Here is a 23,428-nt window from a genome sequence, read left to right on the forward strand (position 1 = left end):
CCTTTTTTACCTTTTTTCCACAAGGGGTTTATTTAAAACCAAAATCAGGCAAACAAAAAGCGGCCCATTAAGAGGACCGCGCTGGTTTAACTATAATCGTTATGTGGCTCAGACGGCTCACTGTATATAAAATAAAGCTCCATCCTTTGCGGATGAAGCTTTGCCGTTTATGCCAGCCGTTTGAAATTCTGGCCGAGTATTTCATTCATCGTGTGTACTGTGATAAATGCTTTATTGTCAACCTGGGTAATATAGCTTTTCAGCTTAGTAAAATCTTTTCTGCCCAGGATGGTTGTAATGACTTCTTTTTTATGTGAAGTGAAGGCACCGGTTGCCGTGTGAATGGTTGCACCCTTCCCCAATTCATGAACTATAAAGGTTTTAATTTCATCACTGTGGTGGCTGATAATCACAATTTCCTTATTTGAATTGAATTGCTGAAGTGCATAATCAATCACAAATCCATTAATAATGACTCCAAAAAAGGCATACATGCCGACTTGCGGCCCAAATAGAACGGCGGAAGACAGGGCAATGGCTAAATCAGCCAGAAGCACTCCTCTGCCAACTTCAATATTTAAATATTTATTAAAAATCATAGCGATGATATCTGTACCGCCAGTGGAGGCCTGCTGGTTAAACACAATCGCCATGCCGGTTGCGGCGATGCATTGCCCGATGATCAGCTGGATAAGCAAGTCATCACTAAGCGGCTGAGCCATCGGGGCGAACTTCTCAAGCGCCCATACATAAAAGGACAATGCAAAGCTTGCATAAATGGTTTTTGTCCCAAAACCAGATCCAAGAAAAACAAACCCAACTGCAAACAATATCAAATTGACAAGAATCATGAATGTACCGATTGAGAAATCTGGAAATAAATCATTCATGATAATCGACAATCCGCTGACCCCTCCAGTTGCTAAATTATTGGGGGACAAGAAAAAATGGACATTTATAGAAACCAGGAAAGCTCCCAGGTTGATCATCATAAAAGAAAACAGCTTTTGCCGCATCGCCGCAACCTCCTTTATTATAGTTTTTTTCTGATTCCGTAAAAAGCGGAACAACGGGATTATAAAGCCCATCAAGACCCTTTGTAAAGGGAATGAGAGGAAAAAAATAAGGTTTAATAATTAAGAAAATTGGAAGGGTTTGCAAAAGTGGGTGCTATTATCTATTTTTGTTTAATTCTTATATAATAGTTATGACTAGCATGAGCACGAAAGGATGTAAGAAATCTTGAAAAATAGAAAGCTTATTGTCATTCCCATTATGATACTTGTAGCCGGGTCTGCCATGTGGATGCTGAATAAGGATTACCAGCAGATAGACCTGATGATCCGCTTGATGATAGCAGCCGGTGCAGCACTATTATCAGGTGTTATCTCCTATTTTTTATTCAAGCCGGAAAAAGAAGAACAATAAAGTGAAACTTCAATCAGTGGGGGTTTTCCTTATCCCCCACTGATTGTTAGTCGCGTTCTAGTGTCGCTAAGATCTCCGCTAGCGCTTCGATCAATCGACACTACGTACCCGATTGGTTCAACTAAGCCTCTGCCTGCGCGTCGGCAAGTTTCACTGTATCTCACTAATCGGGCCTTTACATTATAAAGCGAGGCGACCTGCCCAGGGGTGACAAGCATAAGCCAATCAGCTGGAGGGAAGTGCCTTTCTTCCCACCAGCTGATTGGCTTATGACCTCGAGCCCCTAGGAGCCGCAGCTAGATTGGGCAGTTTGACCCCCGCTTATCCACCTTTGATTCCTCTGAGTCTTAAAGTGGGGGTCTTACTGCCCGTTAGACAGCGATAAAACGGACGCGTGATGCGTCCGTCTCCTTACCCTCTGCTCACAAACATCGGAAGCTCCGTATGGCCCATTTCCCGTACATAAACAAACAGGTTCCCTTTATGGTGAATTTCATGATCCATTGCAATCTGCAGCAGCTGGCTGCCGCTGAGTTCCATTCCGAAAATTCCCGTCATATCAATTTTTCTTTCCAATTCCTCACTGGTTAAGGATGAAATCACTTCAATTGTTTTCGCGGTGAATTTTTCAGCAGCCTCAGTTAGGCTGGGGGCAACTTCATCGAACTTTTCGCCAAACACTGCCGGGCTGCCGTCTTTTGCTGTTTTGGCAAACATATAAAAGGAAGTGAGCATGTGGGTAACCAGCTTGCCCGCCGGCATGCTTGTTTCAGCTGGTTTATAATCAATATTTTTTTCATCAATCTTCCTGATCAGCTCATTAGTCACCTTTCTATGTGATAAAAAATAGGTTAAGTACTTTTGTGCTCTTTCCAAATTAATTCCCTCCTAAAAAGATAATCAGAATTAAATTTCAACTAAACTTGTGTAAATCCCTTTATATTACAAAAAGTTTATAGCTGGCAGGAATTTTGCGAAATTCGTGGAATTATTTAACAGGGGAAGATTTGGAAGAATCTCTAGATTGCAGACGTTTTGTTCACAGGGGGGGGAGATTCAAATATGGGGAAAAAGAAGAAAAAGAAAAGCCATGTGCCTTTTAGGGTCAATTTATTGTTTTTCTCTGTTTTTGTGTTATTTTCATTATTAATCTTAAGGCTTGGTGTAGTTCAGATTGTAAATGGCGAGACATACAAAAAAGAAGTCGACAGGACGGAAGATGTCATCGTATCGAACCCGGTTCCAAGGGGAAGGATGCTTGACCGGAACCATCAGGTTATCGTGGATAATATCCCGAAGAGTGCGATTACATATACCAACCGGAATGCCAAACAGGACGAAATGCTTCAAGTGGCAGAGCGGCTGGCTGTTTTGATTGATAAAAAGACCGATAAAGTGACCGAACGGGATAAGAAGGATCATTGGATCTTGAAAAACCCGGAAGCTGCCGGGGAAAAAATAACTGATAAGGAATGGAAGCTTTTTAAAGAAAAAAAACTGGATGATAAGCAAATCTATAAGCTGCAGCTAAAAAGAATCACAGAAGAAGACCTGAAGCAGCTGAGCAAGCAGGACCTGGAAGTGCTGGCCATTTTCCGTGAATTTACGAGCGGCTATGCGATGACACCGCAAATTGTTAAGAATGAAGGGGTATCACAAAAAGAATATGCGGCGGTTAGCGAGAATCTTCAATATCTTCCAGGTGTCAATACAACCACTGACTGGGACCGGACTTATGCTTTTGACAGTACGCTGCAGACAGTGCTTGGGAAGGTTACGGATTCCGGTGAAGGACTGCCGCAGGAAAGGCTGGATTATTTCCTGTCCAGAGATTACAGCAGAAATGAACGTGTAGGAAAGAGCTATCTGGAAATGCAATATGAAGATGTTCTGCATGGCCAAAAATCAAAGGAAAAGCTTATTACGAAAAAAGGGGAAATTCTCGGGAGTGAATTGGTTTCTGAAGGCCAAAGAGGTAAAGATCTTGTCCTGACAATTGATATGGATCTTCAGAAGGCTGTGGAAGAAGTTTTGGAAGAGGAAATTTGGGCTGCCAAGCAGACCCGGGGAACTTATTTAATGGATCGTGCGTTTGTCGTCCTAATGGATCCGCATACAGGTGAAGTCCTGACAATGGCAGGAAAGATGATTGGCAAAGATGATAATGGCAAAACCGTTCTGCAGGATTACGCGCTGGGTACCATTTCATCTTCTTACAATGTGGGATCCTCTGTAAAAGGGGCAACTGTTCTAACTGGCTATAAAACGGGTGCAATTACACCCGGAACGACCTTTTTGGATGCACCGATGAAAATTGCAGGAACCCCGCAGGTGAAAAAATCATGGTTTAACTTTCAGGCAATCATGAACGAAACAAGGGCACTGCGTATCTCCTCAAACGTATATATGTTCAAAACAGCCATTGAAATTGCGGATGCACGTTATGCTTATGATCAGCCTCTTGGATTTAAAAATCCTAATGCATTTGAAGATATGAGAGAATCTTTTGGCCAATTTGGCCTTGGTGTCAGAACTGGCATTGATTTGCCGAATGAGGCAATAGGCTATGAAGGTCCTCTCAGATTGCCGGGATTCCTGTTAGACCTTGCAATCGGACAGTATGATACCTATACTCCAATGCAAATGGCCCAGTATATATCAACGATAGCCAATGGAGGATATCGCATTCAGCCGAGGCTTTTAAAAGAAATCCGTGAGCCGGCAACGGAGCAGGAGGAACTTGGCCCAATCTGGAAGGATATCCAGCCGACTGTCTTAAATACGATAGATGTAAGCGAAAGAGAGCTAAGCACTGTTAAAGAGGGACTAAGGCAGGTGATGCAGCATCCTGAAGGAACTGCATATAGAAGGTTCGCAGACGCACCATATTCCCCTGCAGGAAAAACTGGGACAGCGGAAGCATTTTATGACGGCCCGCTCAAAAAAAGGGGTGATAAATTAATAGATGTTATGAACTTGAGCCTTGTTGCCTATGCGCCCCATAATAATCCTGAAATTGCCATGTCAGTCATTGTACCATGGGCATACCAGGGAAGAAGCGGGCATACAGCAAATTATGAAATTGGCAGAAAAGTATTAGATGCCTATTTCGAGCTGAAAAAGAAGCGGATGTCCGGTGCAGAACAGCAGACGCCTGCCGAAGAAGGTTCAGAAGAAACCTGATATTTTTTGGCCTAAGACGGCTGGACAAAAAGCCTTTCCTTATTGGGAATGGCTTTTTTTATACCTGAATTTATTTTTAAAGTGTTTGAATTTTTCCTTAATCAAAATCGGTTTATCATTTTTTCCAAAGACTTTGCGATTAACCATGAATTGAATCGCTTCTTCCAGAATAGCAAGGATGATAATAGGGATGAAGATTACCAGAAACCAAAACCACATTGCTTCTGCTCCTTTCGTCTGATCGCATACAATTTATTTATATTCAGTAATGTACAGATAATGATGCGAATGGAAAAATAAGCCATTCATTATCCTGGCTTAACTATTTCCTGGTTGTTTTGTTAAATAACCTATTTATACTAAAATAAACTTCTGCTTCTTTAAGGTAATGTGTAGTTTAATGAAAGAGCATTCGGGAAAATAAGGTAAAAAGGAGGTCTTGACATGAAAACAATCAATGTAGAGCTTCAATATGATGACCAGGAATTAACTAATAATCATACAAAAGCATTTGATCAATTGAAGAGCCATCTCGAAGGAACAGGATTTAAAGTGGTAACGATTATGGAAAATGATCAATATCTTAAGGAGAATTCCGGCCTTCCTAATCAAAAGAAAAACAAAGTGCTGCCATCCCAGCCTGAAGGAGCAGAACCTGATATTAATTCCAGCGGTGCGGGAGGCATGGTCTCCCCTGATTCCAGTGAAAGCAAATATTCTGAGTAAGTCATGAGCCTTAGTTCTTTGCGGACTAAGGCAATTGGATTGATTGGGGGAGAATTTTTAATGAGGTTTGGGGTCGTAAAAGCAGAAAACTGCTTTCATATCCTTACGAAACAATAAGAGAGCAGACAATGTACTCTGCTCTCTTTTCCATACAGCGATGTTTTATATGCAGCCCATTAGCAATTATCTGATTTGTGAAGGTGAAGCGGCGGTGGTATGAGCCATCCTTTTTCTTTGTTCATTCGAAGAACCTTTAAGCCTAAAGCAGCTTTCTGAGTATGAAATTGGCCAAACATGCCTGCAATGTCTTCACGGATACATTGGCCCATAATTGTACTGCAGCCAACCAACCCTGCAGCCAGGTCTCCTGCTAATTTTGCAGCTACTTCAGGATCCATAAATCTGGCACCGGCAGGAATATCGTTTACACAAGCATCAGGTCTGTCAGGCGGTGCGGGAGGAAGACCAATCCCGTTTTCCTTTAACATCGCTTCGATCTGCTCTTCCTCCTGCTTGCAGAGGCGAATAGCTTCCTGAAGCATTTTCTTTAAGTCCTCATCTCCAGAGTGGCTTACCATTGTCTGGTATGCAGAGGCCATTCCTTTTCCTGCGAGCAAGTAAGACCATGTGCTAAAAACTTCACCATAATGCATAGGCTCGTCCTTTGGATTTCCGCTTAATATACCCATAGTATACCTCCTGATAAAATTCATTAGTGTGCCACCTTCCTTAAAATGCACAGGTATATCATGCCCATCATGAGCATGAAAATGTAATGGATATTAAATGGTTAAACTTCGTCTATTTGTGGTAAATATCGTATAAAAGCAGAGGAGATGAAAATTATGGACCAAACAAAAAATACCTATTATATTGATATTGAAAATGCGCAGATTTACACCGAACCGGTAGAAGCTGCCGAATGGCAGTTTAAAATATTTGCTACTGACGAAGAATTGGCTCAGTTAAATGAATACATTAACGAGAATTATGATGCAGATCTTAAAACATTTGCCCGAGCCCATGTACCATTCCTGGAGTACCACAAAGAATCGAAAAATGATGAGTACGATGCATCCATGGAAGGCATATATAAAATGATTTATGATCTGGGTGATGATGAAGCCAGGAAACATATAAAAGGAATGGGAATATTGTAATCGGAAAAATGCAGCTGGTCTTTAAGCGGACTGGCTGTTTTTAAATAAAATTATCCATAAAAAGAACCGTCTATTCTGCTTTCATCAGAATGACGGTTTTTATATTTGTTCCTGTATAGTTGTTCTTTTTTAGTTTTTGTTTTCCTTGTACGCATGTCACTAAACACAAATGGGCTCCGATTGCATTCAGGGTTTCTTTTTCCCTCACGCACTGCTTTTTCCCTTACCTTCTTAGCAGATGATTTTGCCATATTAACAGCTCCTTTTGTTAGGATTGTATCATTAATTCCTAGATAATTCCATCCCCGGCAGACAGGTTTACTGCCGTTCAAAAAGACCGTGAATGGTCTTTTTTTTGTCAGCAGCTTTGTACTTTGAGTATCTGTCATTTCCCGAATTTTTTAAGATAGGGGAATTTCCACCTCCGAATGGGGAAGTTCCCCGATATGGAAAAACTCCTCCCGCTTATACAATTAGGTTAAGGTAATTGTTTGTGAATGAGGAGGAGTTATTATGCAGGCAAAAGCTGCAGTCAATCAAAAGTCAGGGAACACATTAAACAATGCGTTTGCATCACATTTTGCCAAGTCAATGTTTTTATCTGTAACAGCATTAGCTATTCTATCTTTTATTGGCACAAGAATGTTTACACATGTTGACTTGAACCTGTACGGATATATGGTCGGAACGATCGTGTTTATTGGAGGGTTTTTCTATAGATTCATCGCCTGGGGCGAAAGGCCGCCAACAAAGCTTATCCTGAAAAAAGGATTGAAACTGTTAGTTAGAAAGTCAACGCCAAAGACATCTGTTGAGCATCTGGCAACATACAATTTTATCTGGAATAGGGGAATTTACCGATGGACTCAGCACGTGCTGATCGGCTGGGGCTGTATCTTATCCTGCTTCGTTACATTCCCTCTCGTATTCGGCTGGATGTATTTCACGATGGATGACAATGGCCATTACAACATAATTGCAATGGGCATGAAGGTAATGACTGTCCCGGCGGATGGCATTATCGCCAACCTTTCTTACAACGCACTGAATATTACAGCAGTAATGGTAATCGCCGGCGTTTGCATGGCGCTTTACCGCCGCCTGAAAAATATGCAGGCAAGAGCAGAGCAGAAATTCCTGTATGATTTCTTGCCTTTATATATGCTGCTGCTAGTTAGCATAACAGGGCTGGCTTTAACCTTTATGAATATCTTTTTACACGGGGCGGGACAGCCGGCAATGTCACTGATCCATCAATGGTCAGTTATCATTACACTGATTTACCTGCCATTTGGAAAGCTTGCACATATTCCTTTCCGCCCTATGAGTGTTTTGGCAAGGAACTACCGGGAACATTATGCCGAACGGGGCATGAAGGAATGCAAGGTCTGCGGAGATCAGTTCGTTTCAGTTGAACAATCAAAAGATGTCGTCGATGTACTCGGCGTGAATGCTATTGAATTTAAAGCAAAGGAAGGTCATCATCTTGCAGAAATGTGCCTCCCTTGCCGAAGAAAGTACCGGATTGCACAATTTTCAGGATTCCCTACTCATGAAGTGAAGGTCAAGGAGGCAAACCAGAATGCAAAGGGATAAGTTTTTTAAAGAAATTGAGAATCTAAACCATCCGAATGAAAAATTAATAAAAACACACTGCAGCTATTGCGGTATGCAATGCGGAATGAATTTGAGAGTTAATACACAGACAAACAAAATCATAGGGGTTGAACCCCGTTATGACTGGCCGGTTACTGTCGGGAAAATGTGTCCGAAAGGGGTTACCGCCTACCAGCAGACTAACCACAAAGACCGCCTGCTGAAGCCGCTGATCCGGGATGATGCTTCTTTGAAAGGAACGGCAGAAGGGTTCCGGGAAGCAAGCTGGGAGGAGGCATATGATTTGATCGCAAAGAAATTCAAAGAGCTTCAGACAGACTACGGAAAAGATTCACTCTCCGTCTTCAGCGGAGTTTCCATGACAAATGAAAAATGTTATCTGACAGGCAAGTTTGCCCGTGTTGCTCTGGGAACGCGCTATATAGACTATAACGGCCGTTTCTGTATGTCCAGCGCAGCCGGCGGATTCCTTCGTTCATTCGGGGTAGATAGAGGCTCAACATTGCCTTGGACAGAGATTCATGAAACGGATTGCCTGTTTATCGCTGGAAGCAATACAGCTGAATGCCATCCAACCTCCATGTTCCGTATTTGGAACGTTCAGGAGAGAGGCGGTTATATCATTGTGGTGGATCCCCGTGAAACGCCAATTGCAAGAAGGGCTGATCTTCATCTTGATTTGCAGCCTGGAACAGACCTTGCACTCGCCAACGGGATTGTAAATCAATTGATTGAAATGGGCTATATAGATGAAGAGTTCATTAACAAACATACAAACGGATTTGAAGAAACAAAGGATCTTGTAAAGGATTTTACACCTGAATATACAAGCATGCTGACTGGTGTGGCGCCTGAAAAAATTATTCGCGCTGCTGAAATATACGGAAAAGCTCCAAATGCGGTTGTTATGTTTGCAAGAGGTGTGGAACAGCAGCATAAGGGTGTTGATAATGTTTCCGCCTACACAAACATGGCTCTTGTAACAGGAAAAATCGGCCGCCCTAAAGCCGGAGTAGCTACATTCACCGGACAGGGCAATGGACAGGGCGGAAGAGAGCACGGGCAAAAGTCAGATTTGCTTCCAGGCTACCGGAAAATTACAAATCCAAAACATGTTGAAGAAGTATGCAATGTATGGGGCATTACACCTGAAGAAATGCCGCAGCCTGGTGTATCTGCTTATGAAATGATTGAACTGATGGAGCAAAAGACGATTCGCGGTTTATACCTTCTATGTTCGAATCCGGCTGTATCAGCACCAAATCAAAATTTTGTGAGGAAAGCATTTAAAGCCTTGGATTTCATGGTCTGCTCCGATTTCTATCTTTCTGAATCGGCAGAGTTTGCAGATGTGATCCTGCCGGCAGTTACCTGGTCAGAGGATGAAGGGACAGTAACAAATATTGAAGGACGTATTATAAAAATCAACAAAGCACAGGAGCCTGTTGGTGAATCAAAGCCGGACTGGCAGATTCAAGTGGAGCTGGCTGAGCGGTTAGGCAGAGGAAAATATTTTTCTCACCTGAAAACAGCCAGAGATGTTGCAGATGAGTTCAGGCTGGCAACTAAGGGCGGCTATGCTGATTATTATGGTGCCACATGGGATAAGATCGATAAGCAGGATGGAGTTTTCTGGCCTTGTAAAGACGAAAAAGATGAAGGTACACCACATATGTTCCTTGATAAAAAGTTTTACCATCCAGATGGCAAAGCGAAGATATGCGCCCTGCCATACCGTCCGCCAGCGGAAGAACCGTGTGAAAAATATCCGCTCCGTTTAACAACTGGCCGTGTGGTTTACCATTATCTATCAGGAAATCAGACTAGGAGAATTCCTTTCCTTCACGATATGTGTCCTGAACCATATGTGGAAATCCATCCGGAAACAGCATCAACATATAATATGGAACATGAAGAAAGAGTCCGTCTGTTTACAAGAAGAGGCGAGGCTATCTATAAAGTCAAAATTACGGAAGCCATCCGCAAGGATACAGTCTTTGTTCCATACCATTTTGGACATGAAGACTCTATTAATCTATTAACGATTGCAGCGTTAGATCCAATCTCCCGTATGCCTGAATTCAAGGCATGTGCTGCACAGCTGGAAAAAGTCGAATTAAAGAAGGTGCAATAAATGAAAAAGAGGCTGTATTTGGAACTTGAAAACTGTATAGGATGCCGTTCTTGTCTGGCAGCATGTACACAATGCGGGGGGCACGAGGAGCGCAACAGAAACTATGTGTATGATGTAAATCCACTTGTGAACCGGCAGACGATGCCTCTCATGTGCCTTCACTGTGAAAACCCGGCATGTGCGCGAAGCTGTCCTGCCCAGGCCATTCAGATTCATGAGACAGGCGCTGTGCTGTCTGCACTTGTCGAAAAGTGTATTGGCTGCCAGAACTGTACAATTGCCTGCCCATATGGCATACCAAAGTTTGATCACGAGGAGAACTTAATGTATAAATGCGATCTATGCATTGATCGTACAAAAGATGGAATTCCTCCTATGTGTGCGAGTGTGTGTCCATCCAATACACTTCAATGGCTGACAGATGAAGAAATAGAAAACAAGAAGAAGCAATTTAACCTTGATAACGGCAAATGGGTTACAAGCATGCCATATCTTGAAGGTGAAACAAACGTAAAAGTAAATCTGCCGGGAATCCTGCAGGGGATTACAAAGCTGTTTTAGGAGGGGTTAGGGATGTCTGATAAGAATAACAAGATTCCCTTTAATGAAGATAACTATACGCACAATATCGAACGGAATAACGAAAGAAAACTGGATAGACGGGGATTCATGAAAACTTTGGTTGGTGCGGCCGGTGTATTTGCGGTTTCCTCCCTTCCCTGGGGGGCGGTAGCTGCCAAAGAATTGATGGGGCTTGGCGAAAAGGAATATCCTCATAAGAAAATAACCGAAGTAAGCAAGCTGCCAATCGGCGATGCTGTGGAATTCAAGTTTCCCGGAGATCATGATGATGCAATATTAATCCGCTTATCAGAGAAAAAATATGTTGCCTATCAGAACGCGTGTACACATCTGCGCTGCCCGGTATTCTGGGTGAAGGAGCAGGGTGAAATGATTTGCCCTTGCCACCACGGCAAGTTCGATGTGGAAACTGGTGCGCCGACTGCGGGACCGCCAAGAAGGCCGCTTCCGGAAATACAGGTTAAGGTGGAGAATGGCGCAATTTATGCGGTGAGGGTGAAGCGTTATGAATCGTAGATACCTTGGAGTCATTATTTTGGCAGCGATATTAATGATGAATATTGTCTTTACTCAATATATGGTCCACCAATATTATTACGAAAACTATGAAAATGTACTGATTTTCGGCGGGCTGAATATTGTTCTTTTTCCCCTGGCTGTATTCGCTTATAAAAAGACGATTAACATGAGGGCGTGATTCATATGAACAGTGAAACATATCTTGATTTTTGTTTTGTCAGAGAACGATCCGGGGATTTTGCTCCGGAAGTAGACCAGATTCTCTCCGATCTCTTTAAGGGAGTCCGCCTGAACTGGTACTTGGATGAAAAGTCACATGAAGGCATGGACATTGTTGTAGCAGAGGTAAAAGGCATGAGCAAATGGCAATCGGAAGAGGAAACCATTGAATTTATAGAAGAAAATGCAGGAGAATCTTTCTGGAAATATCTGCAGGGATACCAGATGTATGTTTATCCTGCCAAAAGAGGGTGCGGAAGCTGTGGAACTCATTAAAAAAGAGGATCTGGACGGATTTGTCCGGGAGAAGGTTCAGGTGGCAATCTTAGATGAAGATGGAAGTGACAAAGCACAATTTGTTCCTAAGATAATTGAAAAAACCGGACTTTGTCCTGATGGAACACACTTGCGGATTTATTTTGATCATATGAACTTTTTTGCGGTCCCGCTGACCTCTTCTGCAGAAGCATCTGAGACCCAGTGGGCGGCAATTGATCAGGAAGCCGGATTAAAATATGTAATTAAGAAGAGAGCGTGAACAAAGTGATAAAAAAAATACAGCTTCCATTGCAGACGTTAAACTTAGTGGCCGGATTTATGGTTTGGGTGCTGATATCCTCCCTTATGCCGTTTATAAAGGAAGACATCAATATTCCATCCGATAAGCTTGCCCTTGTAACAGCTGTTCCGGTCATCCTCGGATCGCTGCTTCGGATACCTTTGGGGTATTATGCTAATCAGTTTGGCGCAAGAGTAATCTTTATGCTGAGTTTTGTTCTTCTATTATTTCCAGTCTATTATATCAGCATAGCAGATTCGATTACTGATTTGCTTATCGGGGGATTATTCCTCGGCCTTGGAGGAGCGGTATTCTCTGTTGGGGTTACATCTCTTCCGAAGTATTACCCAAAGGAGCGCCATGGGTTTGTAAATGGCATTTACGGGGCAGGCAATCTTGGAACAGCCATCACTGCCTTTGCAGCACCAGTTGTTGCCACGAAATTTGGATGGTCTCTAACTGTACAAATTTACCTTGTTCTGCTGGGGATTTTTATTGCGGCTAACTTCTTACTGGGTGATAAAAAAGAAGTTAAGGTACAGACTCCGCTTCTTGAGCAAATAAAAGGAGTCTATAAAAATGAAAAACTATGGCTATTGAGCTTATTCTATTTTATTACCTTTGGATCATTTGTGGCGTTTACTATTTATTTGCCAAACTTCCTTGTAGCTCACTTTGAACTTGATAAAGTTGATGCAGGATTAAGAACAGCAGGCTTCATTGTTCTTGCAACTGCCATGAGACCAATAGGCGGCTGGCTGGCTGACCGTTTTCACTCTTTAATTTTGCTGATGTTTGTTTTTGGAGTCTACACCATTTCTGCGGTGATACTATCACTATCTCCTTCAATCACATGGTATACATTCGGATGCTTAAGCATTGCTCTATCAGCAGGAATTGGAAACGGGGTCATATTTAAGCTTGTGCCAATGTACTTCCAGAAGCAGGCCGGTATCGTAAATGGAATTGTGTCTGCGATGGGCGGTCTGGGCGGATTTTTTCCTCCGCTGCTTTTGACTCTCCTATTTAACATTACAGGGCATTATGCAATTGGTTTTATGGCATTGTCTCAGGTCGCGCTTGCCAGCCTGATTCTGGTTGTTTGGATGTATTACCAGGGAAGGATGGAAATTGCGAGCCAGGTTATTGATCATACAATTGAAGGGATTCTGGTTACAGATAAGAACGGAAAAATTATTTCTGTAAACCCTGCTTTCACAGAAATTACGGGTTATAAACAAGAGGAAGTTGTCGGAAAAAATCCGAGTATCCTTAAATCAGGAAAGCAGTCTAAAGGCTTCTACCAGGACTTGTGGACTTCTATAGAAAACAATGGGTTCTGGCAAGGGGAAATATGGAATTCCCGCAAGGATGGGGAAGAATACCTCCAGTGGCTTACCATTAGTGCAATTAAAAATGATGCCGGTGATGTAGTCCAATATGCAGGCATGTTCAGCGATATTTCCAGCCATCGGGTAAAAAAAGCTTAATAAAAGCAAAATAATATATTCAAAAGGAGGAGGGATGAAATGGAAACCCAGCCAGCAAAGAAAAATATCAGTTCATATATTATCCAAACTCAGGAAGATGAGATCAAGCGCATCGCTCTGGAGCTTCATGAAGGGGTAGGGCAGACGCTTTACAGCTTATATACAGGCATGCAGTTCATTCAGACAGCTGTCGATCAGCCTGAGATGAAGGGCCATATAGGGGATATGGCTCAAATGATGGAAAAAACGATTCAGGAAATCAGGCTTCTGGCTGTGGAATTGCATCCCCCTGCTTTAGGAACCCTCGGTCTGTTGCCTGCCCTGAAAAGTTATCTGAAATTATACACTTCCACATATGGAATCATCGTTGATCTTCAAAATGAGGGAAAGGAAGTGCAAATCAGGGAACAGGAAAGGATTACACTGTTCCGTGTTTGCCAGGAAGCCCTGGCTAACATAGCAAGGTATGCTGACACAATGAGTGCAGGCATTATTCTTCGGTGGGAACCGGGAAAGCTTTCAATCACTATTCAAGATAAGGGGAAGGGCTTTGACGTAGATGCCGCGATGAAAAACTCAGCAGGCATTGCGGCCATGATGGAGAGAATGCTGTTAATCAACGGCATATGCGTCATCAGCTCAAAAATCGGTGAAGGGACTTCAATAGATATCACCCTTCCGTTATACTAAGATTATACTTAACAAGGGATCTGCATATAGCGGCTCCCTTGTTGCCTATTTCAGATTTTTATCGCAGTCTTACTGCCCGTAAAGGCCCGATTGGTGAGATACAGTGAAACTTGCCGACGCGCAGGCAGAGGCTTAGTTGAATCAATCGGGTTCGTAGTGTCGATTGATTGAAGCGCTAGCGGAGATCTTAGCGACACTAGAACGCGACTAACAATCAGTGGGGGATAAAGCCCCCACTGATTGAAGTTTCACTTTATATACGGACAAAAGCTAAGGGGGAGCGGGCTTGATCAATATTTTACTTTGCGACGACCACGCGGTGGTCAGGATGGGATTGAAAATGCTTTTAAATAACCATGATGACATGCAGGTGGTTGGTGAAGCTTCTGAAGGCAATGAGGGGATTCAGCAGGCACTGGAATTAAAGCCGGATGTGGTTGTCATGGATTTAAGCATGCCCCATGGGAAAGATGGCATGTCGGCAACCTCAGAATTAAAAAAACTAATGCCTGAAATAGCGATCCTTATTTTAACCATGCATGATGATGAAGAATACTTATTCAGGGCGATTCAAGCGGGCGCTTCCGGGTGTATTTTAAAGAGTGCACCCCATGATGAACTGCTCGCAGCAATCCGGTCTGTTGCAAGCGGGAATGCGTATTTGCATCCTTCTGCAACCAAAAGGCTAATGGAAGAATATATCGGAAGTGTGAAGCAGGGGAACACCGATACATTCAACCTTCTTTCCGACAGGGAGAAAGAAGTTCTTACATTAATAGCCAAAGGGTTTTCCAATAAGGAAATTGCTGAACAGCTTGTGATCAGTGTCAAGACAGTTGAAACACATAAAGGTAATTTAATGGAAAAGCTTCAGATGAAAACCAGGCCGGAGCTCGTTTCTTACGCCTTAAAGAAAGGGCTGCTTGGCTATGGAATATAAGGGGTGCAGTCCCAGAGAAAGCGTCCAAATCGATCAGGCTTGTGAGAAGGTGCTGACTGAGCTTGAATGTGATTTTGTTGGATTGGCACTGCAGAATACGGATGGCCCGGATGTAAAATGGCATTATGCCGCAGGAAACAGCAACGAGAAATATAAGCGGATAACAGTAAGGTACGGCAAAGGCATCGCAGGAAAAGTGATTTCAACTGGAAGGCCGATGTATGTGGACAACTTTCCCGAAAATATTGCCGGGAAAGCATTGGAATACCCGATTATGCTTGCTGAAGGACTGAAGCATGCTTATGCTGTTCCCATTCATTTTAAAGGAATCCCCAAGGGGGTCCTCTTGATCGGGAACCGGTCGGGACAGCCTATAAATGAGATTAGGCAAAGTACAGCAAGGGATGCAGCCAGGACACTTGAAAAAAAGCTGAATGGTTAAAATAATGCAACTGGAGGAACGTAAATGGACAGGAATAATCAGCTGGCGAATAAGAGAGAGATTGCTCCTGATTCCAGTGATGCAACGATTCTTGTAAATAGATTTGGGAACATCTCTTATGCGAACGGGCAGGCACAAGAGCAATTTGGATATAGCGAACAGGAGCTGCAGGGGAAGAGCCTGGAGGAATTGCTTCCTGAGATCACTCTGCTTGAAACAGAAGAGGGCAAAGTGGTTCACCAGTATGGACAGCACCGTAATGGTGGCGTATTTTCCATTTTTTACAGAATTAATTCTTTCAAGCTGGCAGAAGAAAGCTTTTATCTAATCGTTTTTCACTCAGTCAAAGACCGTTCCCGCTTAAAAAAGCAGCAGTCATATCCGTTAAAGGAATTAGTTGACCTGCAATTTGCCCTGGATGAATCAACCATTGTCGCCTTTACAGACAGAAAAGGGAAAATCACCTATGTGAATGAAAAGTTCTGTGAGGTATCGAAATATTCGGCAGAAGAGCTGATAGGCAAGGACCATAGAATTATAAACTCCTCATACCATTCCAAGGATTTTATGGAAAATCTTTGGACTACTATTTCGAGCGGGGAAGTCTGGCGCGGAGAAATTAAAAACAAAGCCAAAGACGGTACTTATTATTGGGTAGATACTACGATCGTTCCTTTTATTGATGAAAAAGGGAAGCCGTATAAATACCTGGCCATCCGGAAGGAAATAACTGAATATAAGCGTGTTGTCGAGGAGCTGAAAAATTCCGTAAACGAGCTAATCGATTTAAAGTTTGCCCTGGATTCTTCATCCATTGTGGCCATTACAGATCAGAAAGGCACGATTACGTATGTGAATGATCAATTCTGCAGCATCTCAAAATATTCAAGGGAAGAATTGCTGGGACAGGATCATAGAATTATAAACTCAGGGTACCATTCCAGAGATTTTTTCAGAGATTTATGGAGGACCATTACTTCCGGGAGGGTATGGAAAGGCGAGATCAAGAACAGAGCTAAGGATGGAACTTATTATTGGGTGGATACCACGATTGTCCCATTCCTTAATGAAAAAGGGAAACCCTATCAGCACCTTGCTATTCGACATGAAGTCACACAGCGAAAAAATGCAGAAGAAGAGCTGCAGAAAATGATGACAAGAATAATAGATGTTCAAGAGGATGAGCGGAAAAGGCTGTCACGGGAACTTCACGACGGAATAGGACAAAATTTGTACAGCCATCTGATTACCATTAATAGGCTTCAGGCCGAAATAAGCCATCCGCTGCTTGATCAAATGCAGGATGAGGCTACTGAAATCATTGAAGAGCTGCGGGATCTTTCATGGGAGCTTCGTCCCTCAGTGCTTGATGACCTGGGTCTGATACCTGCAATCCGGTCCTACCTGGTCCGTTTTTCAGAACATCATAATATCAATGTCCATTTTGATTGTTACCTGGCTTCCCGCCTTAGTTCAAATAAAGAAATCACCATCTATAGAATCATTCAGGAAGCACTGACAAATATAAGAAAATATGCTGAGACAGATGAAGCAGCAGTTACAATCAGGCAAATGGAAACAGAAATCCGCATTGTCATTGAAGATAAAGGCAGAGGGTTCAATGTTAATGAAGTTTCAAGAGGAGTCGGCCTTTTTAGCATGGAAGAGCGGGCAAAAGCTGCAGGCGGTTCCATAAATGTTTATTCAGAAGAAAATAAAGGCACAAAAATTATACTTGAAATTCCGTTATAGAAAAAAGCTGCCGAGTTTTGGCAGCTTTTCTTGATGCGTTTCTAAATTACATATCCTAATAAAGTTCCGCCGATCGCTCCTGTCACAACAATGATCCAAGGCGGCAGTTTCCAATAAACAAGCATGCTGAATAATACTGCGGCAAAGGCAAAATCCGCCGGCTCCAGGATGCTGCTGGTCCATATGGGATGATAAAAGGCAGAGATTAAAATGCCGACAACTGCCGCGTTCACACCCATTAATGCGCCCTTGATGTTAGGATTGCGGCGAAGTGTGTCCCAAAATGGGAGTGTTCCTAAGATCAGCAGAAAAGCAGGCAGGAAGATTGCAGCCGTTGCAAGCAAACCGCCCTGCCAGCCGTTCATCACTGCTCCAAGATATGCAGCGAAAGTAAATAACGGCCCCGGTACTGCTTGAGCTGCACCGTATCCTGCCAGAAAGGCTTCTTCACTTAGCCAGCCTGTTGGGACGAATTCTCGTTCCAGCAAAGGAAGGACAACATGACCGCCGCCGAAAACCAGAGATCCTGAACGATAAAAGCTGTCAAATAAAGCAACCCACTCCACTGCGGTTAGCTCCCTTAAAATAGGAAGCCCTATTAAAAGGCTAAAAAACAACACTAAACAGCCAATGGCAAAGCCTTTGGAGATTGGGAACTCCATCGGTGCATTATCGTTATCTGCATGCTTTTTATAGATTAAAAATCCGATAAAACCAGAGACAAGGATGACCGCAACCTGCGTAATGGCTGTCTGCCATAAAAGTGTTGCAATAATTGCAAGCAGTGCCAGCGTTTTTCGGGGAAGGTCAGGTACAAGCTTTTGTGCCATTCCCAGGACAGCGTGAGCCACTACGGCCACCGCGACAATTTTAAGGCCGTGAATCCAGCCGGCTTCTGCCGGATTAATGCCTTGAAGAAGAATGGCGAAAATGATCAGAGCGATGACCGATGGCAAGGTGAAACCAAGGAAAGCCATTATGCCGCCGGCTGCTCCAGCCCTCATGACACCAATGCCAATTCCGACCTGGCTGCTTGCAGGACCGGGAAGGAACTGACAAAGTGCAACTAAGTCTGCGTAGCTTTTCTCATCCATCCATTTTCTTCTGCGGACATACTCATCGTGGAAATAGCCGAGATGAGCTACAGGTCCCCCGAAAGAGGTTAGTCCAAGCCTTGTTGAAACCATTAATATTTCCAGTAAAGTTTTAAGGCCAGTTTTGTTTTTTTTCATATGCATCTCCTTTAATCCTTAATTTCTTTAAAAAGCTCATAAGCTTTTTTTCTCGCTTCTTCCAGAACCATAATCCCTTTTTCAGTTGCGGTATAATACTTTCTGATTCTGCCATCGACATTTTTCTTTTCCTGTTGAAGGAGCCCGTCTGACTCCATTGAATGCAGGATCGGATACAATGTTCCGGAACTGATGCTGTATCCATGCTCTCTCAGTTCTTCAGCCATCCATGCGCCGAAGACAGGGTGCTCCTTTGCATGATGAAGAATATGGATTTGAATAAACCCCAGAAAAAGTTTTCGCAGTATTTTATCTTCCAAGCAAAAGCCTCCCTTGTTAATTTCGAAAATCGATATCGGATTTCGATAATTGGATGATACCAAAATAAAGGTGACAGGAAAAGGGGAGTAACTAAAATTTACAAAACTTTAACATAGGCATAAAAAAGAACGCTCTTTAAAGCGTTCCATTATCAGCTATTCTGTTCATTTCTTAGAATTTCATAAGCCTGATAACCGGCTTCTGCCGTTAACTTTTCCCACAGCTGATCACGCAGTATATCGAGTTCAATAATCCTTCTCGCCAGATCTATTGTATTTTTTGATTCCATAATGGCCCCCTGATTAATAACGGAATGAATTGCTGTTTTTTTTAAATATATCCTCAAGTTCCGTTAGGGTCAGCTTTTGTAAAGCAGGTTCAGAATGCTGATATTCGCTCCCTGATTTGACCAGAAGATCAATTAGATATTGGCGTTTTTTCTCAATGGCTTTCCGTAAATATTGCATTACTGTCTCCTCTTTTCTTTGAGTTTTTGTTTATTCTAAAATAATTGCAGCTCTAATTCAGTTGTTATGTTAATTTTTCTGACATGGTTTTTACTATTTTGTTAGATTTTCTGACAGTGCAGGTGATAAAGATTGAAAAATTAGTATAATGAAAGAAATTGGTATATAGAGGTGATGTGATTGGATAGAGAAACATCTTACAAAACCAGAAAAGTCATTTCGATTGGGACGGTCAGCGAGCTGACAGGACTTAGTGAACGGCAGATTCGTTACTACGAAGAGAGGAAATTGGTATTCCCTGAAAGGTCAGAAAGAGGGAGCAGAAGATATTCTTTTCTCGATGTGGAGACGCTCATTGACATAGCCAACAAAAGGGAGGAGGGAGTCCGAACAGAAGAAATCCGCTCTGAATTGAAGCGAAAAAAGAAAAAAGACGATAAAGCATCACGGGCAAAAATGATTCAGGGTCAGATTAATGCGCAGTTTGGGATACCGAAGAAATAAATGAGAAAGTGATTATTCTGCAGGCAATAATCGCTTTTTTTTATTCAATTTCTATTCAGGCTTATAAGGTATGCTCCGATCTTAGCGAACATTTTTATATTAAATATTAGACAAAAGGTCTTTCTTTCGTTTACCATTTCCGTTAAGATGTAACCCTATATAAGAGAGTTTTCAATTTTAGTTTTATAAAGCAGGTGGAAATAATGGGGAAAGAATACCCGCCAACAATAGAAGTAATTGAGATATGCTTGCTTGCGGGGAAAATCATGCTCCAGGGCGGGGCAGAAACGTATCGGGTCGAAGACACCATGACAAGGATTGCTGCTTCCCTGGGCATACCGCACTCACATAGCTATGTAACGCCAACCGGTATCATATTTTCAACAGATGGAACTGAACCGGCAAAGCTGATTCGGATCTCAGAACGTTCAACGGATTTGTACAAAGTGACATTGGTGAACGGAGTTTCGCGCAGAATCAGCAGCGGTGAACTGGATGGAAAGGAAGCATTGGCAAGGCTGAAGGAAATTGAAAGTGCCGACTATACCTTCCCTGTATATCAGCAGATTCTTGCAGCCTCAATTGCAAGCGGCTGTTTTTTAATTATGTTCCTTGGAAGCTGGACTGATTTTATTCCAGCCATGATTGCAGGCGGTCTTGGTTTTGTATCATTTTTACACGTACATAGAGTTGTCCAGATCAAATTTTTCTCTGAATTTATTGCTTCATTATTAATTGGCCTTATCGCCTATTTCTTTGTGTACTCAGGAGTGGGCACAGAGCTTGATAAAATTATCATCGGGTCAGTCATGCCGCTCGTTCCGGGTCTATTGATAACAAATGCAGTCAGGGATTTAATGGCCGGGCACCTTGTTTCCGGACTGTCAAAAGGTGCTGAAGCATTTTTGACAGCTTTTGCCATTGGTGCCGGGATTGCTCTGGTTTTCACTTTTTAAATGCAATAGCGGAGGAATATGCCTATGTTTATGTTGACTCATATGATTACAAGCTTTATTGCATCAGCAGGGTTCGGAGTGCTTTTCAATGCTCCGAAAAAATCGCTGCTGAAATGCGGCTTTGTCGGGATGGTCGGCTGGTTCGTTTATATTTGGCTTGTCAATTGGCAGTATGATGCTGTCATTTCTTCATTAATTGCTGCTTTTACGATCGCCGTGATCAGCCAGATTTTTGCCAAAATGTATAAAACACCTATTATTATTTTTAGTGTAGCCGGCATCATTCCACTAGTCCCGGGTGGGATTGCTTATGATGCGATGCGGAATTTTGTTGAAAATGATTATAATACGGCCATTCAGCTCGCTGCAAAAGCATTCATGATTTCCGGAGCCATCGCAGTAGGACTTGTCATTTCAGAAGTAATCAATCAAATGATCCGCAAAGTTCAGTTCAAATCAAGGATTTGAATTTCAGCTGAAGCTTTAACACCAGCCTTATAAAGCGGTACAGTCAGACTCGTTCAGGAAATAAAAGGAACGGGTTTTTCTTGTAATATATTCCTGGTGAATTTATAATCAAATATATTTGATTTTTTCAGAAAAAGGAGAATAAAATGATCCGACGGTTTTTTAGCTACTATAAGCCGCATAAGCGCTTGTTCATTCTTGATTTTAGTTCAGCAGTATTCGTTGCAATCCTTGAATTGGGCTTTCCGCTTGCGGTTCAGTGGTTTATCGACAGCCTGCTTCCAAGCGGGAATTGGTCCATGATTGTTTCTGTCAGTGCCGGCCTGCTTGCTCTTTATGTGACGAGCACACTTCTTCAGTTTGTAGTTAACTATTGGGGCCACAAGCTTGGCATCAACATCGAAACAGATATGCGGCAGCAGCTTTTTCAGCATGTGCAAAGGCAGTCTTTCCGCTTTTTCGATAATACCAAAACAGGGCATATCATGAGCAGGGTGACAAACGATCTTATGGATATCGGAGAGCTTGCCCATCATGGACCGGAGGATTTATTTATAGCGGTCATGACGTTTGTGGGTGCATTCTGGATTATGCTGACGATCAATGTCAAGCTGGCTCTTGTAACCATATTTGTTCTTCCGTTTCTTGTATGGCTGATTACGTTCTGCAATATTAAAATGAACAAAGCATGGAAAAAAATGTACGGTGAAATTGCCGATGTCAACGCACAGGTAGAGGATAGTGTATCTGGTGTTCGTGTGGTTCAGTCTTTTACAAATGAAAGCTATGAGATTAAAAGGTTTAAGGAAAACAATGGCAGATTCCGTCTTGCCAAGCTTGCAGCTTACAAGATTATGAGCTTCAGTGCATCCGGAGTCTACATGCTGACCAGATTAGTTACGCTGATTGTTCTTGTATACGGTTCCTGGCTGAGCTTCAGCGGGCAGCTTTCATACGGTGAATTGGTTGGATTTGTGCTTTATGTGAATGTGCTATTAAAGCCGATTGATAAAATCAGCGCCCTGATGGAACTGTATCCAAAGGGAATGGCTGGTTTCAAACGGTTTTTAGAAATCATTGATACTGAACCGGAAATTGAGGATACGAAAGATGCCATAGAGGTTGTATCCTTAAGGGGTGATATCCGTTTTCAGGATGTATCGTTCAGTTATGACGAACATAAATCGGTGCTTGAAGGAATTGATCTTCAAATAAATGCAGGTGAAACAGTTGCTTTTGTCGGACCTTCCGGAGCCGGTAAGACAACGATTTGTTCTTTGATTCCACGCTTTTATGATGTGAATGGCGGAAGTATTAAGATCGATGGCATGGATATCAGGGACATGACGAAAAAATCACTGAGATCGCATATTGGCATTGTCCAGCAGGATGTCTTCCTGTTTACCGGTACCCTGAAGGAGAATATAGCTTACGGAATGCTTGGAGCTACAGATGAGCAGATTGCGGACGCGGCTAAAAAAGCACACCTGCAGGATTTCATTGCATCTCTTCCAAATGGCTGGGAAACACAAATTGGGGAACGGGGATTAAAACTGTCAGGCGGACAAAAACAACGAATCGCCATTGCGAGAATGTTCCTTAAAAATCCCCCGATCTTAATCCTGGATGAAGCAACCTCTGCGTTGGATACTGAAACCGAACAAATTATTCAAACGGCTTTGAACGAGCTTGCCGTAAACCGCACCACACTAGTCATTGCCCACAGGCTTGCAACCATCCGCAATGCGGACAGAGTAGTCGTTGTCACAGAAGACGGCATTGCTGAAGAAGGCACACATGATGAACTGATCGAAAAGAACGGAATCTTTGCAGGTCTTCATAATGTACAGTTTCAAAGATAAGCAGAATCCATCTGGATTCTGCTTTCTTTTATTACTTCAAAATTTAAAAATTATCTAATAGGTTGCAAATAATTTTCAGAATAGTCAAAAAGAACTATTGGTTTTTCTGTATTATTTGGAAGTTATTAACTAGAACAGGACTTATGTGGTATAGACAACTATACTCTGACTCTATTA

At 42.5% G+C, this 23,428-nt stretch carries 29 protein-coding genes; 20 read left to right on the forward strand and 9 right to left on the reverse strand.

Translation table 11 applies throughout. The features are described 5' to 3' along the window. Nucleotides 1-167 precede the first annotated feature (167 nt). Nucleotides 168-1,016, reverse strand: coding sequence for a YitT family protein (locus AC3WTL_RS00695; RefSeq protein WP_492368777.1), 849 nt, complete (start codon nt 1,014-1,016; stop codon nt 168-170). A gap of 226 nt (nt 1,017-1,242) precedes the next feature. On the opposite strand from AC3WTL_RS00695, the gene AC3WTL_RS00700 reads away from it, so the two are divergent. Next, on the forward strand, nt 1,243-1,428 hold the full coding sequence (locus AC3WTL_RS00700; RefSeq protein WP_492368778.1) for a histidine kinase: 186 nt from the start codon (nt 1,243-1,245) through the stop codon (nt 1,426-1,428). Nucleotides 1,429-1,839: 411 nt separating this feature from the next. Here AC3WTL_RS00700 and AC3WTL_RS00705 read toward each other — a convergent pair whose 3' ends face one another. Beyond that, nucleotides 1,840-2,304: a DinB family protein gene (locus tag AC3WTL_RS00705; protein WP_197249346.1), complete on the reverse strand. Its 465-nt coding sequence runs from the start codon at nt 2,302-2,304 to the stop codon at nt 1,840-1,842. A gap of 186 nt (nt 2,305-2,490) precedes the next feature. On the opposite strand from AC3WTL_RS00705, the gene AC3WTL_RS00710 reads away from it, so the two are divergent. Next, nucleotides 2,491-4,611 carry a peptidoglycan D,D-transpeptidase FtsI family protein gene (locus AC3WTL_RS00710; protein ID WP_492368779.1) on the forward strand — a complete coding sequence of 707 codons (2,121 nt, stop codon included), beginning with the start codon at nt 2,491-2,493 and terminating at the stop codon, nt 4,609-4,611. 39 nt (nt 4,612-4,650) lie between these two features. Here the strand turns inward: AC3WTL_RS00710 and AC3WTL_RS00715 are convergent, their stop codons facing one another. After that, nucleotides 4,651-4,830 carry a hypothetical protein gene (locus tag AC3WTL_RS00715; RefSeq protein ID WP_222501399.1) on the reverse strand — a complete coding sequence of 60 codons (180 nt, stop codon included), beginning with the start codon at nt 4,828-4,830 and terminating at the stop codon, nt 4,651-4,653. 225 nt (nt 4,831-5,055) lie between these two features. Between AC3WTL_RS00715 and AC3WTL_RS00720 the strand changes: the two genes are divergently transcribed. Continuing rightward, the gene (locus AC3WTL_RS00720; protein ID WP_222501401.1) at nt 5,056-5,337 is read left to right on the forward strand and encodes a hypothetical protein; all 282 of its coding nucleotides are present in this window, start codon (nt 5,056-5,058) and stop codon (nt 5,335-5,337) included. Between the two features lie 176 nt (nt 5,338-5,513). Here the strand turns inward: AC3WTL_RS00720 and AC3WTL_RS00725 are convergent, their stop codons facing one another. Then, entirely contained in the window at nt 5,514-6,026 is a 513-nt protein-coding gene (locus AC3WTL_RS00725; RefSeq protein WP_048012065.1) for a DUF3231 family protein, read from the reverse strand. Nucleotides 6,027-6,182: 156 nt separating this feature from the next. Between AC3WTL_RS00725 and AC3WTL_RS00730 the strand changes: the two genes are divergently transcribed. Continuing rightward, nucleotides 6,183-6,497 (forward strand): hypothetical protein, encoded by a 315-nt coding sequence (locus AC3WTL_RS00730; protein ID WP_061792988.1) that lies wholly within the window; start codon nt 6,183-6,185, stop codon nt 6,495-6,497. A 50-nt stretch (nt 6,498-6,547) separates the two neighbouring features. On the opposite strand, the gene brfA is transcribed toward AC3WTL_RS00730, so the two are convergent. After that, complete coding sequence (gene brfA, locus AC3WTL_RS00735) at nt 6,548-6,748, reverse strand: ribosome rescue factor BrfA (RefSeq protein ID WP_222501403.1); 201 nt, start codon at nt 6,746-6,748, stop codon at nt 6,548-6,550. A gap of 262 nt (nt 6,749-7,010) precedes the next feature. Here brfA and AC3WTL_RS00740 point away from each other — a divergent pair, with 262 nt between their 5' ends. The 12 genes from AC3WTL_RS00740 to AC3WTL_RS00795 all read left to right on the forward strand — a co-directional run bounded on the left by AC3WTL_RS00740 (nt 7,011) and on the right by AC3WTL_RS00795 (nt 17,441). Further along, entirely contained in the window at nt 7,011-8,093 is a 1,083-nt protein-coding gene (locus tag AC3WTL_RS00740) for a hypothetical protein (protein ID WP_252219082.1), read from the forward strand. Then, the gene (locus AC3WTL_RS00745; RefSeq protein WP_492368780.1) at nt 8,080-10,248 is read left to right on the forward strand and encodes a molybdopterin oxidoreductase family protein; all 2,169 of its coding nucleotides are present in this window, start codon (nt 8,080-8,082) and stop codon (nt 10,246-10,248) included. Before AC3WTL_RS00740 ends, AC3WTL_RS00745 begins: the two co-directional genes overlap by 14 nt. Further along, the gene (locus AC3WTL_RS00750; protein WP_048012011.1) at nt 10,249-10,809 is read left to right on the forward strand and encodes a 4Fe-4S dicluster domain-containing protein; all 561 of its coding nucleotides are present in this window, start codon (nt 10,249-10,251) and stop codon (nt 10,807-10,809) included. It abuts the gene before it with no gap. A gap of 12 nt (nt 10,810-10,821) precedes the next feature. After that, the gene (locus AC3WTL_RS00755) at nt 10,822-11,346 is read left to right on the forward strand and encodes a Rieske (2Fe-2S) protein (RefSeq protein WP_197216964.1); all 525 of its coding nucleotides are present in this window, start codon (nt 10,822-10,824) and stop codon (nt 11,344-11,346) included. Continuing rightward, nucleotides 11,336-11,527: a hypothetical protein gene (locus AC3WTL_RS00760; protein ID WP_048012057.1), complete on the forward strand. Its 192-nt coding sequence runs from the start codon at nt 11,336-11,338 to the stop codon at nt 11,525-11,527. Before AC3WTL_RS00755 ends, AC3WTL_RS00760 begins: the two co-directional genes overlap by 11 nt. Nucleotides 11,528-11,532: 5 nt before the next feature. Continuing rightward, entirely contained in the window at nt 11,533-11,844 is a 312-nt protein-coding gene (locus tag AC3WTL_RS00765) for a hypothetical protein (RefSeq protein ID WP_048012056.1), read from the forward strand. After that, nucleotides 11,831-12,106, forward strand: a complete 276-nt coding sequence (locus AC3WTL_RS00770; RefSeq protein WP_197216962.1) for a hypothetical protein — start codon at nt 11,831-11,833, stop codon at nt 12,104-12,106. Before AC3WTL_RS00765 ends, AC3WTL_RS00770 begins: the two co-directional genes overlap by 14 nt. Nucleotides 12,107-12,111: 5 nt before the next feature. Beyond that, nucleotides 12,112-13,617: a nitrate/nitrite transporter gene (locus AC3WTL_RS00775; protein WP_252219080.1), complete on the forward strand. Its 1,506-nt coding sequence runs from the start codon at nt 12,112-12,114 to the stop codon at nt 13,615-13,617. Between the two features lie 39 nt (nt 13,618-13,656). Next, nucleotides 13,657-14,307 (forward strand): sensor histidine kinase, encoded by a 651-nt coding sequence (locus tag AC3WTL_RS00780; RefSeq protein WP_222501409.1) that lies wholly within the window; start codon nt 13,657-13,659, stop codon nt 14,305-14,307. Between the two features lie 286 nt (nt 14,308-14,593). Then, nucleotides 14,594-15,247, forward strand: coding sequence for a response regulator (locus tag AC3WTL_RS00785; RefSeq protein WP_048011333.1), 654 nt, complete (start codon nt 14,594-14,596; stop codon nt 15,245-15,247). Further along, on the forward strand, nt 15,237-15,689 hold the full coding sequence (locus AC3WTL_RS00790; protein WP_222501411.1) for a GAF domain-containing protein: 453 nt from the start codon (nt 15,237-15,239) through the stop codon (nt 15,687-15,689). Before AC3WTL_RS00785 ends, AC3WTL_RS00790 begins: the two co-directional genes overlap by 11 nt. A gap of 24 nt (nt 15,690-15,713) precedes the next feature. After that, the gene (locus AC3WTL_RS00795; protein ID WP_222501413.1) at nt 15,714-17,441 is read left to right on the forward strand and encodes a PAS domain-containing sensor histidine kinase; all 1,728 of its coding nucleotides are present in this window, start codon (nt 15,714-15,716) and stop codon (nt 17,439-17,441) included. Between the two features lie 41 nt (nt 17,442-17,482). On the opposite strand, the gene AC3WTL_RS00800 is transcribed toward AC3WTL_RS00795, so the two are convergent. The 4 genes from AC3WTL_RS00800 to fbpA form a co-directional block, all read right to left on the reverse strand. After that, nucleotides 17,483-18,679, reverse strand: a complete 1,197-nt coding sequence (locus AC3WTL_RS00800; RefSeq protein WP_163144449.1) for a chromate transporter — start codon at nt 18,677-18,679, stop codon at nt 17,483-17,485. A gap of 5 nt (nt 18,680-18,684) precedes the next feature. Beyond that, a complete protein-coding gene (locus AC3WTL_RS00805; RefSeq protein WP_048011337.1) occupies nt 18,685-18,993 on the reverse strand; it encodes a PadR family transcriptional regulator in 309 nt (102 codons plus the stop codon). 152 nt (nt 18,994-19,145) lie between these two features. Then, complete coding sequence (locus AC3WTL_RS00810) at nt 19,146-19,283, reverse strand: hypothetical protein (protein ID WP_197087755.1); 138 nt, start codon at nt 19,281-19,283, stop codon at nt 19,146-19,148. A gap of 13 nt (nt 19,284-19,296) precedes the next feature. Then, a complete protein-coding gene (gene fbpA, locus AC3WTL_RS00815; RefSeq protein ID WP_082139028.1) occupies nt 19,297-19,461 on the reverse strand; it encodes a Fur-regulated basic protein FbpA in 165 nt (54 codons plus the stop codon). A gap of 180 nt (nt 19,462-19,641) precedes the next feature. Here fbpA and AC3WTL_RS00820 point away from each other — a divergent pair, with 180 nt between their 5' ends. The 4 genes from AC3WTL_RS00820 (at nt 19,642) to AC3WTL_RS00835 (ending at nt 23,251) form a co-directional block, all read left to right on the forward strand. Continuing rightward, the gene (locus AC3WTL_RS00820) at nt 19,642-19,965 is read left to right on the forward strand and encodes a MerR family transcriptional regulator (RefSeq protein ID WP_163144443.1); all 324 of its coding nucleotides are present in this window, start codon (nt 19,642-19,644) and stop codon (nt 19,963-19,965) included. Nucleotides 19,966-20,168: 203 nt separating this feature from the next. After that, the gene (locus AC3WTL_RS00825; protein WP_222501415.1) at nt 20,169-20,921 is read left to right on the forward strand and encodes a threonine/serine exporter family protein; all 753 of its coding nucleotides are present in this window, start codon (nt 20,169-20,171) and stop codon (nt 20,919-20,921) included. A 24-nt stretch (nt 20,922-20,945) separates the two neighbouring features. Then, nucleotides 20,946-21,389, forward strand: a complete 444-nt coding sequence (locus AC3WTL_RS00830; protein ID WP_113881300.1) for a threonine/serine exporter family protein — start codon at nt 20,946-20,948, stop codon at nt 21,387-21,389. Between the two features lie 146 nt (nt 21,390-21,535). After that, on the forward strand, nt 21,536-23,251 hold the full coding sequence (locus tag AC3WTL_RS00835; protein ID WP_222501417.1) for an ABC transporter ATP-binding protein: 1,716 nt from the start codon (nt 21,536-21,538) through the stop codon (nt 23,249-23,251). Nucleotides 23,252-23,428 lie beyond the last annotated feature (177 nt).

It is taken from the genome of Cytobacillus sp. EB106-05-05-XG126 (assembly GCF_058791715.1).

Coding starts and splice junctions, on each gene's coding strand:
- AC3WTL_RS00695 (WP_492368777.1), bottom strand. CDS start 1,016: ATGCGGCAAAAGCTGTTTTCTTTTATGATGATCAACCTGGGAGCTTTC.
- AC3WTL_RS00710 (WP_492368779.1), top strand. CDS start 2,491: ATGGGGAAAAAGAAGAAAAAGAAAAGCCATGTGCCTTTTAGGGTCAAT.
- AC3WTL_RS00715 (WP_222501399.1), bottom strand. CDS start 4,830: ATGTGGTTTTGGTTTCTGGTAATCTTCATCCCTATTATCATCCTTGCT.
- AC3WTL_RS00720 (WP_222501401.1), top strand. CDS start 5,056: ATGAAAACAATCAATGTAGAGCTTCAATATGATGACCAGGAATTAACT.
- AC3WTL_RS00725 (WP_048012065.1), bottom strand. CDS start 6,026: ATGGGTATATTAAGCGGAAATCCAAAGGACGAGCCTATGCATTATGGT.
- AC3WTL_RS00730 (WP_061792988.1), top strand. CDS start 6,183: ATGGACCAAACAAAAAATACCTATTATATTGATATTGAAAATGCGCAG.
- brfA (WP_222501403.1), bottom strand. CDS start 6,748: ATGGCAAAATCATCTGCTAAGAAGGTAAGGGAAAAAGCAGTGCGTGAG.
- AC3WTL_RS00740 (WP_252219082.1), top strand. CDS start 7,011: ATGCAGGCAAAAGCTGCAGTCAATCAAAAGTCAGGGAACACATTAAAC.
- AC3WTL_RS00745 (WP_492368780.1), top strand. CDS start 8,080: ATGCAAAGGGATAAGTTTTTTAAAGAAATTGAGAATCTAAACCATCCG.
- AC3WTL_RS00750 (WP_048012011.1), top strand. CDS start 10,249: ATGAAAAAGAGGCTGTATTTGGAACTTGAAAACTGTATAGGATGCCGT.
- AC3WTL_RS00755 (WP_197216964.1), top strand. CDS start 10,822: ATGTCTGATAAGAATAACAAGATTCCCTTTAATGAAGATAACTATACG.
- AC3WTL_RS00760 (WP_048012057.1), top strand. CDS start 11,336: ATGAATCGTAGATACCTTGGAGTCATTATTTTGGCAGCGATATTAATG.
- AC3WTL_RS00765 (WP_048012056.1), top strand. CDS start 11,533: ATGAACAGTGAAACATATCTTGATTTTTGTTTTGTCAGAGAACGATCC.
- AC3WTL_RS00780 (WP_222501409.1), top strand. CDS start 13,657: ATGGAAACCCAGCCAGCAAAGAAAAATATCAGTTCATATATTATCCAA.
- AC3WTL_RS00790 (WP_222501411.1), top strand. CDS start 15,237: ATGGAATATAAGGGGTGCAGTCCCAGAGAAAGCGTCCAAATCGATCAG.
- AC3WTL_RS00795 (WP_222501413.1), top strand. CDS start 15,714: ATGGACAGGAATAATCAGCTGGCGAATAAGAGAGAGATTGCTCCTGAT.
- AC3WTL_RS00800 (WP_163144449.1), bottom strand. CDS start 18,679: ATGCATATGAAAAAAAACAAAACTGGCCTTAAAACTTTACTGGAAATA.
- AC3WTL_RS00810 (WP_197087755.1), bottom strand. CDS start 19,283: ATGGAATCAAAAAATACAATAGATCTGGCGAGAAGGATTATTGAACTC.
- fbpA (WP_082139028.1), bottom strand. CDS start 19,461: ATGCAATATTTACGGAAAGCCATTGAGAAAAAACGCCAATATCTAATT.
- AC3WTL_RS00825 (WP_222501415.1), top strand. CDS start 20,169: ATGGGGAAAGAATACCCGCCAACAATAGAAGTAATTGAGATATGCTTG.
- AC3WTL_RS00830 (WP_113881300.1), top strand. CDS start 20,946: ATGTTTATGTTGACTCATATGATTACAAGCTTTATTGCATCAGCAGGG.
- AC3WTL_RS00835 (WP_222501417.1), top strand. CDS start 21,536: ATGATCCGACGGTTTTTTAGCTACTATAAGCCGCATAAGCGCTTGTTC.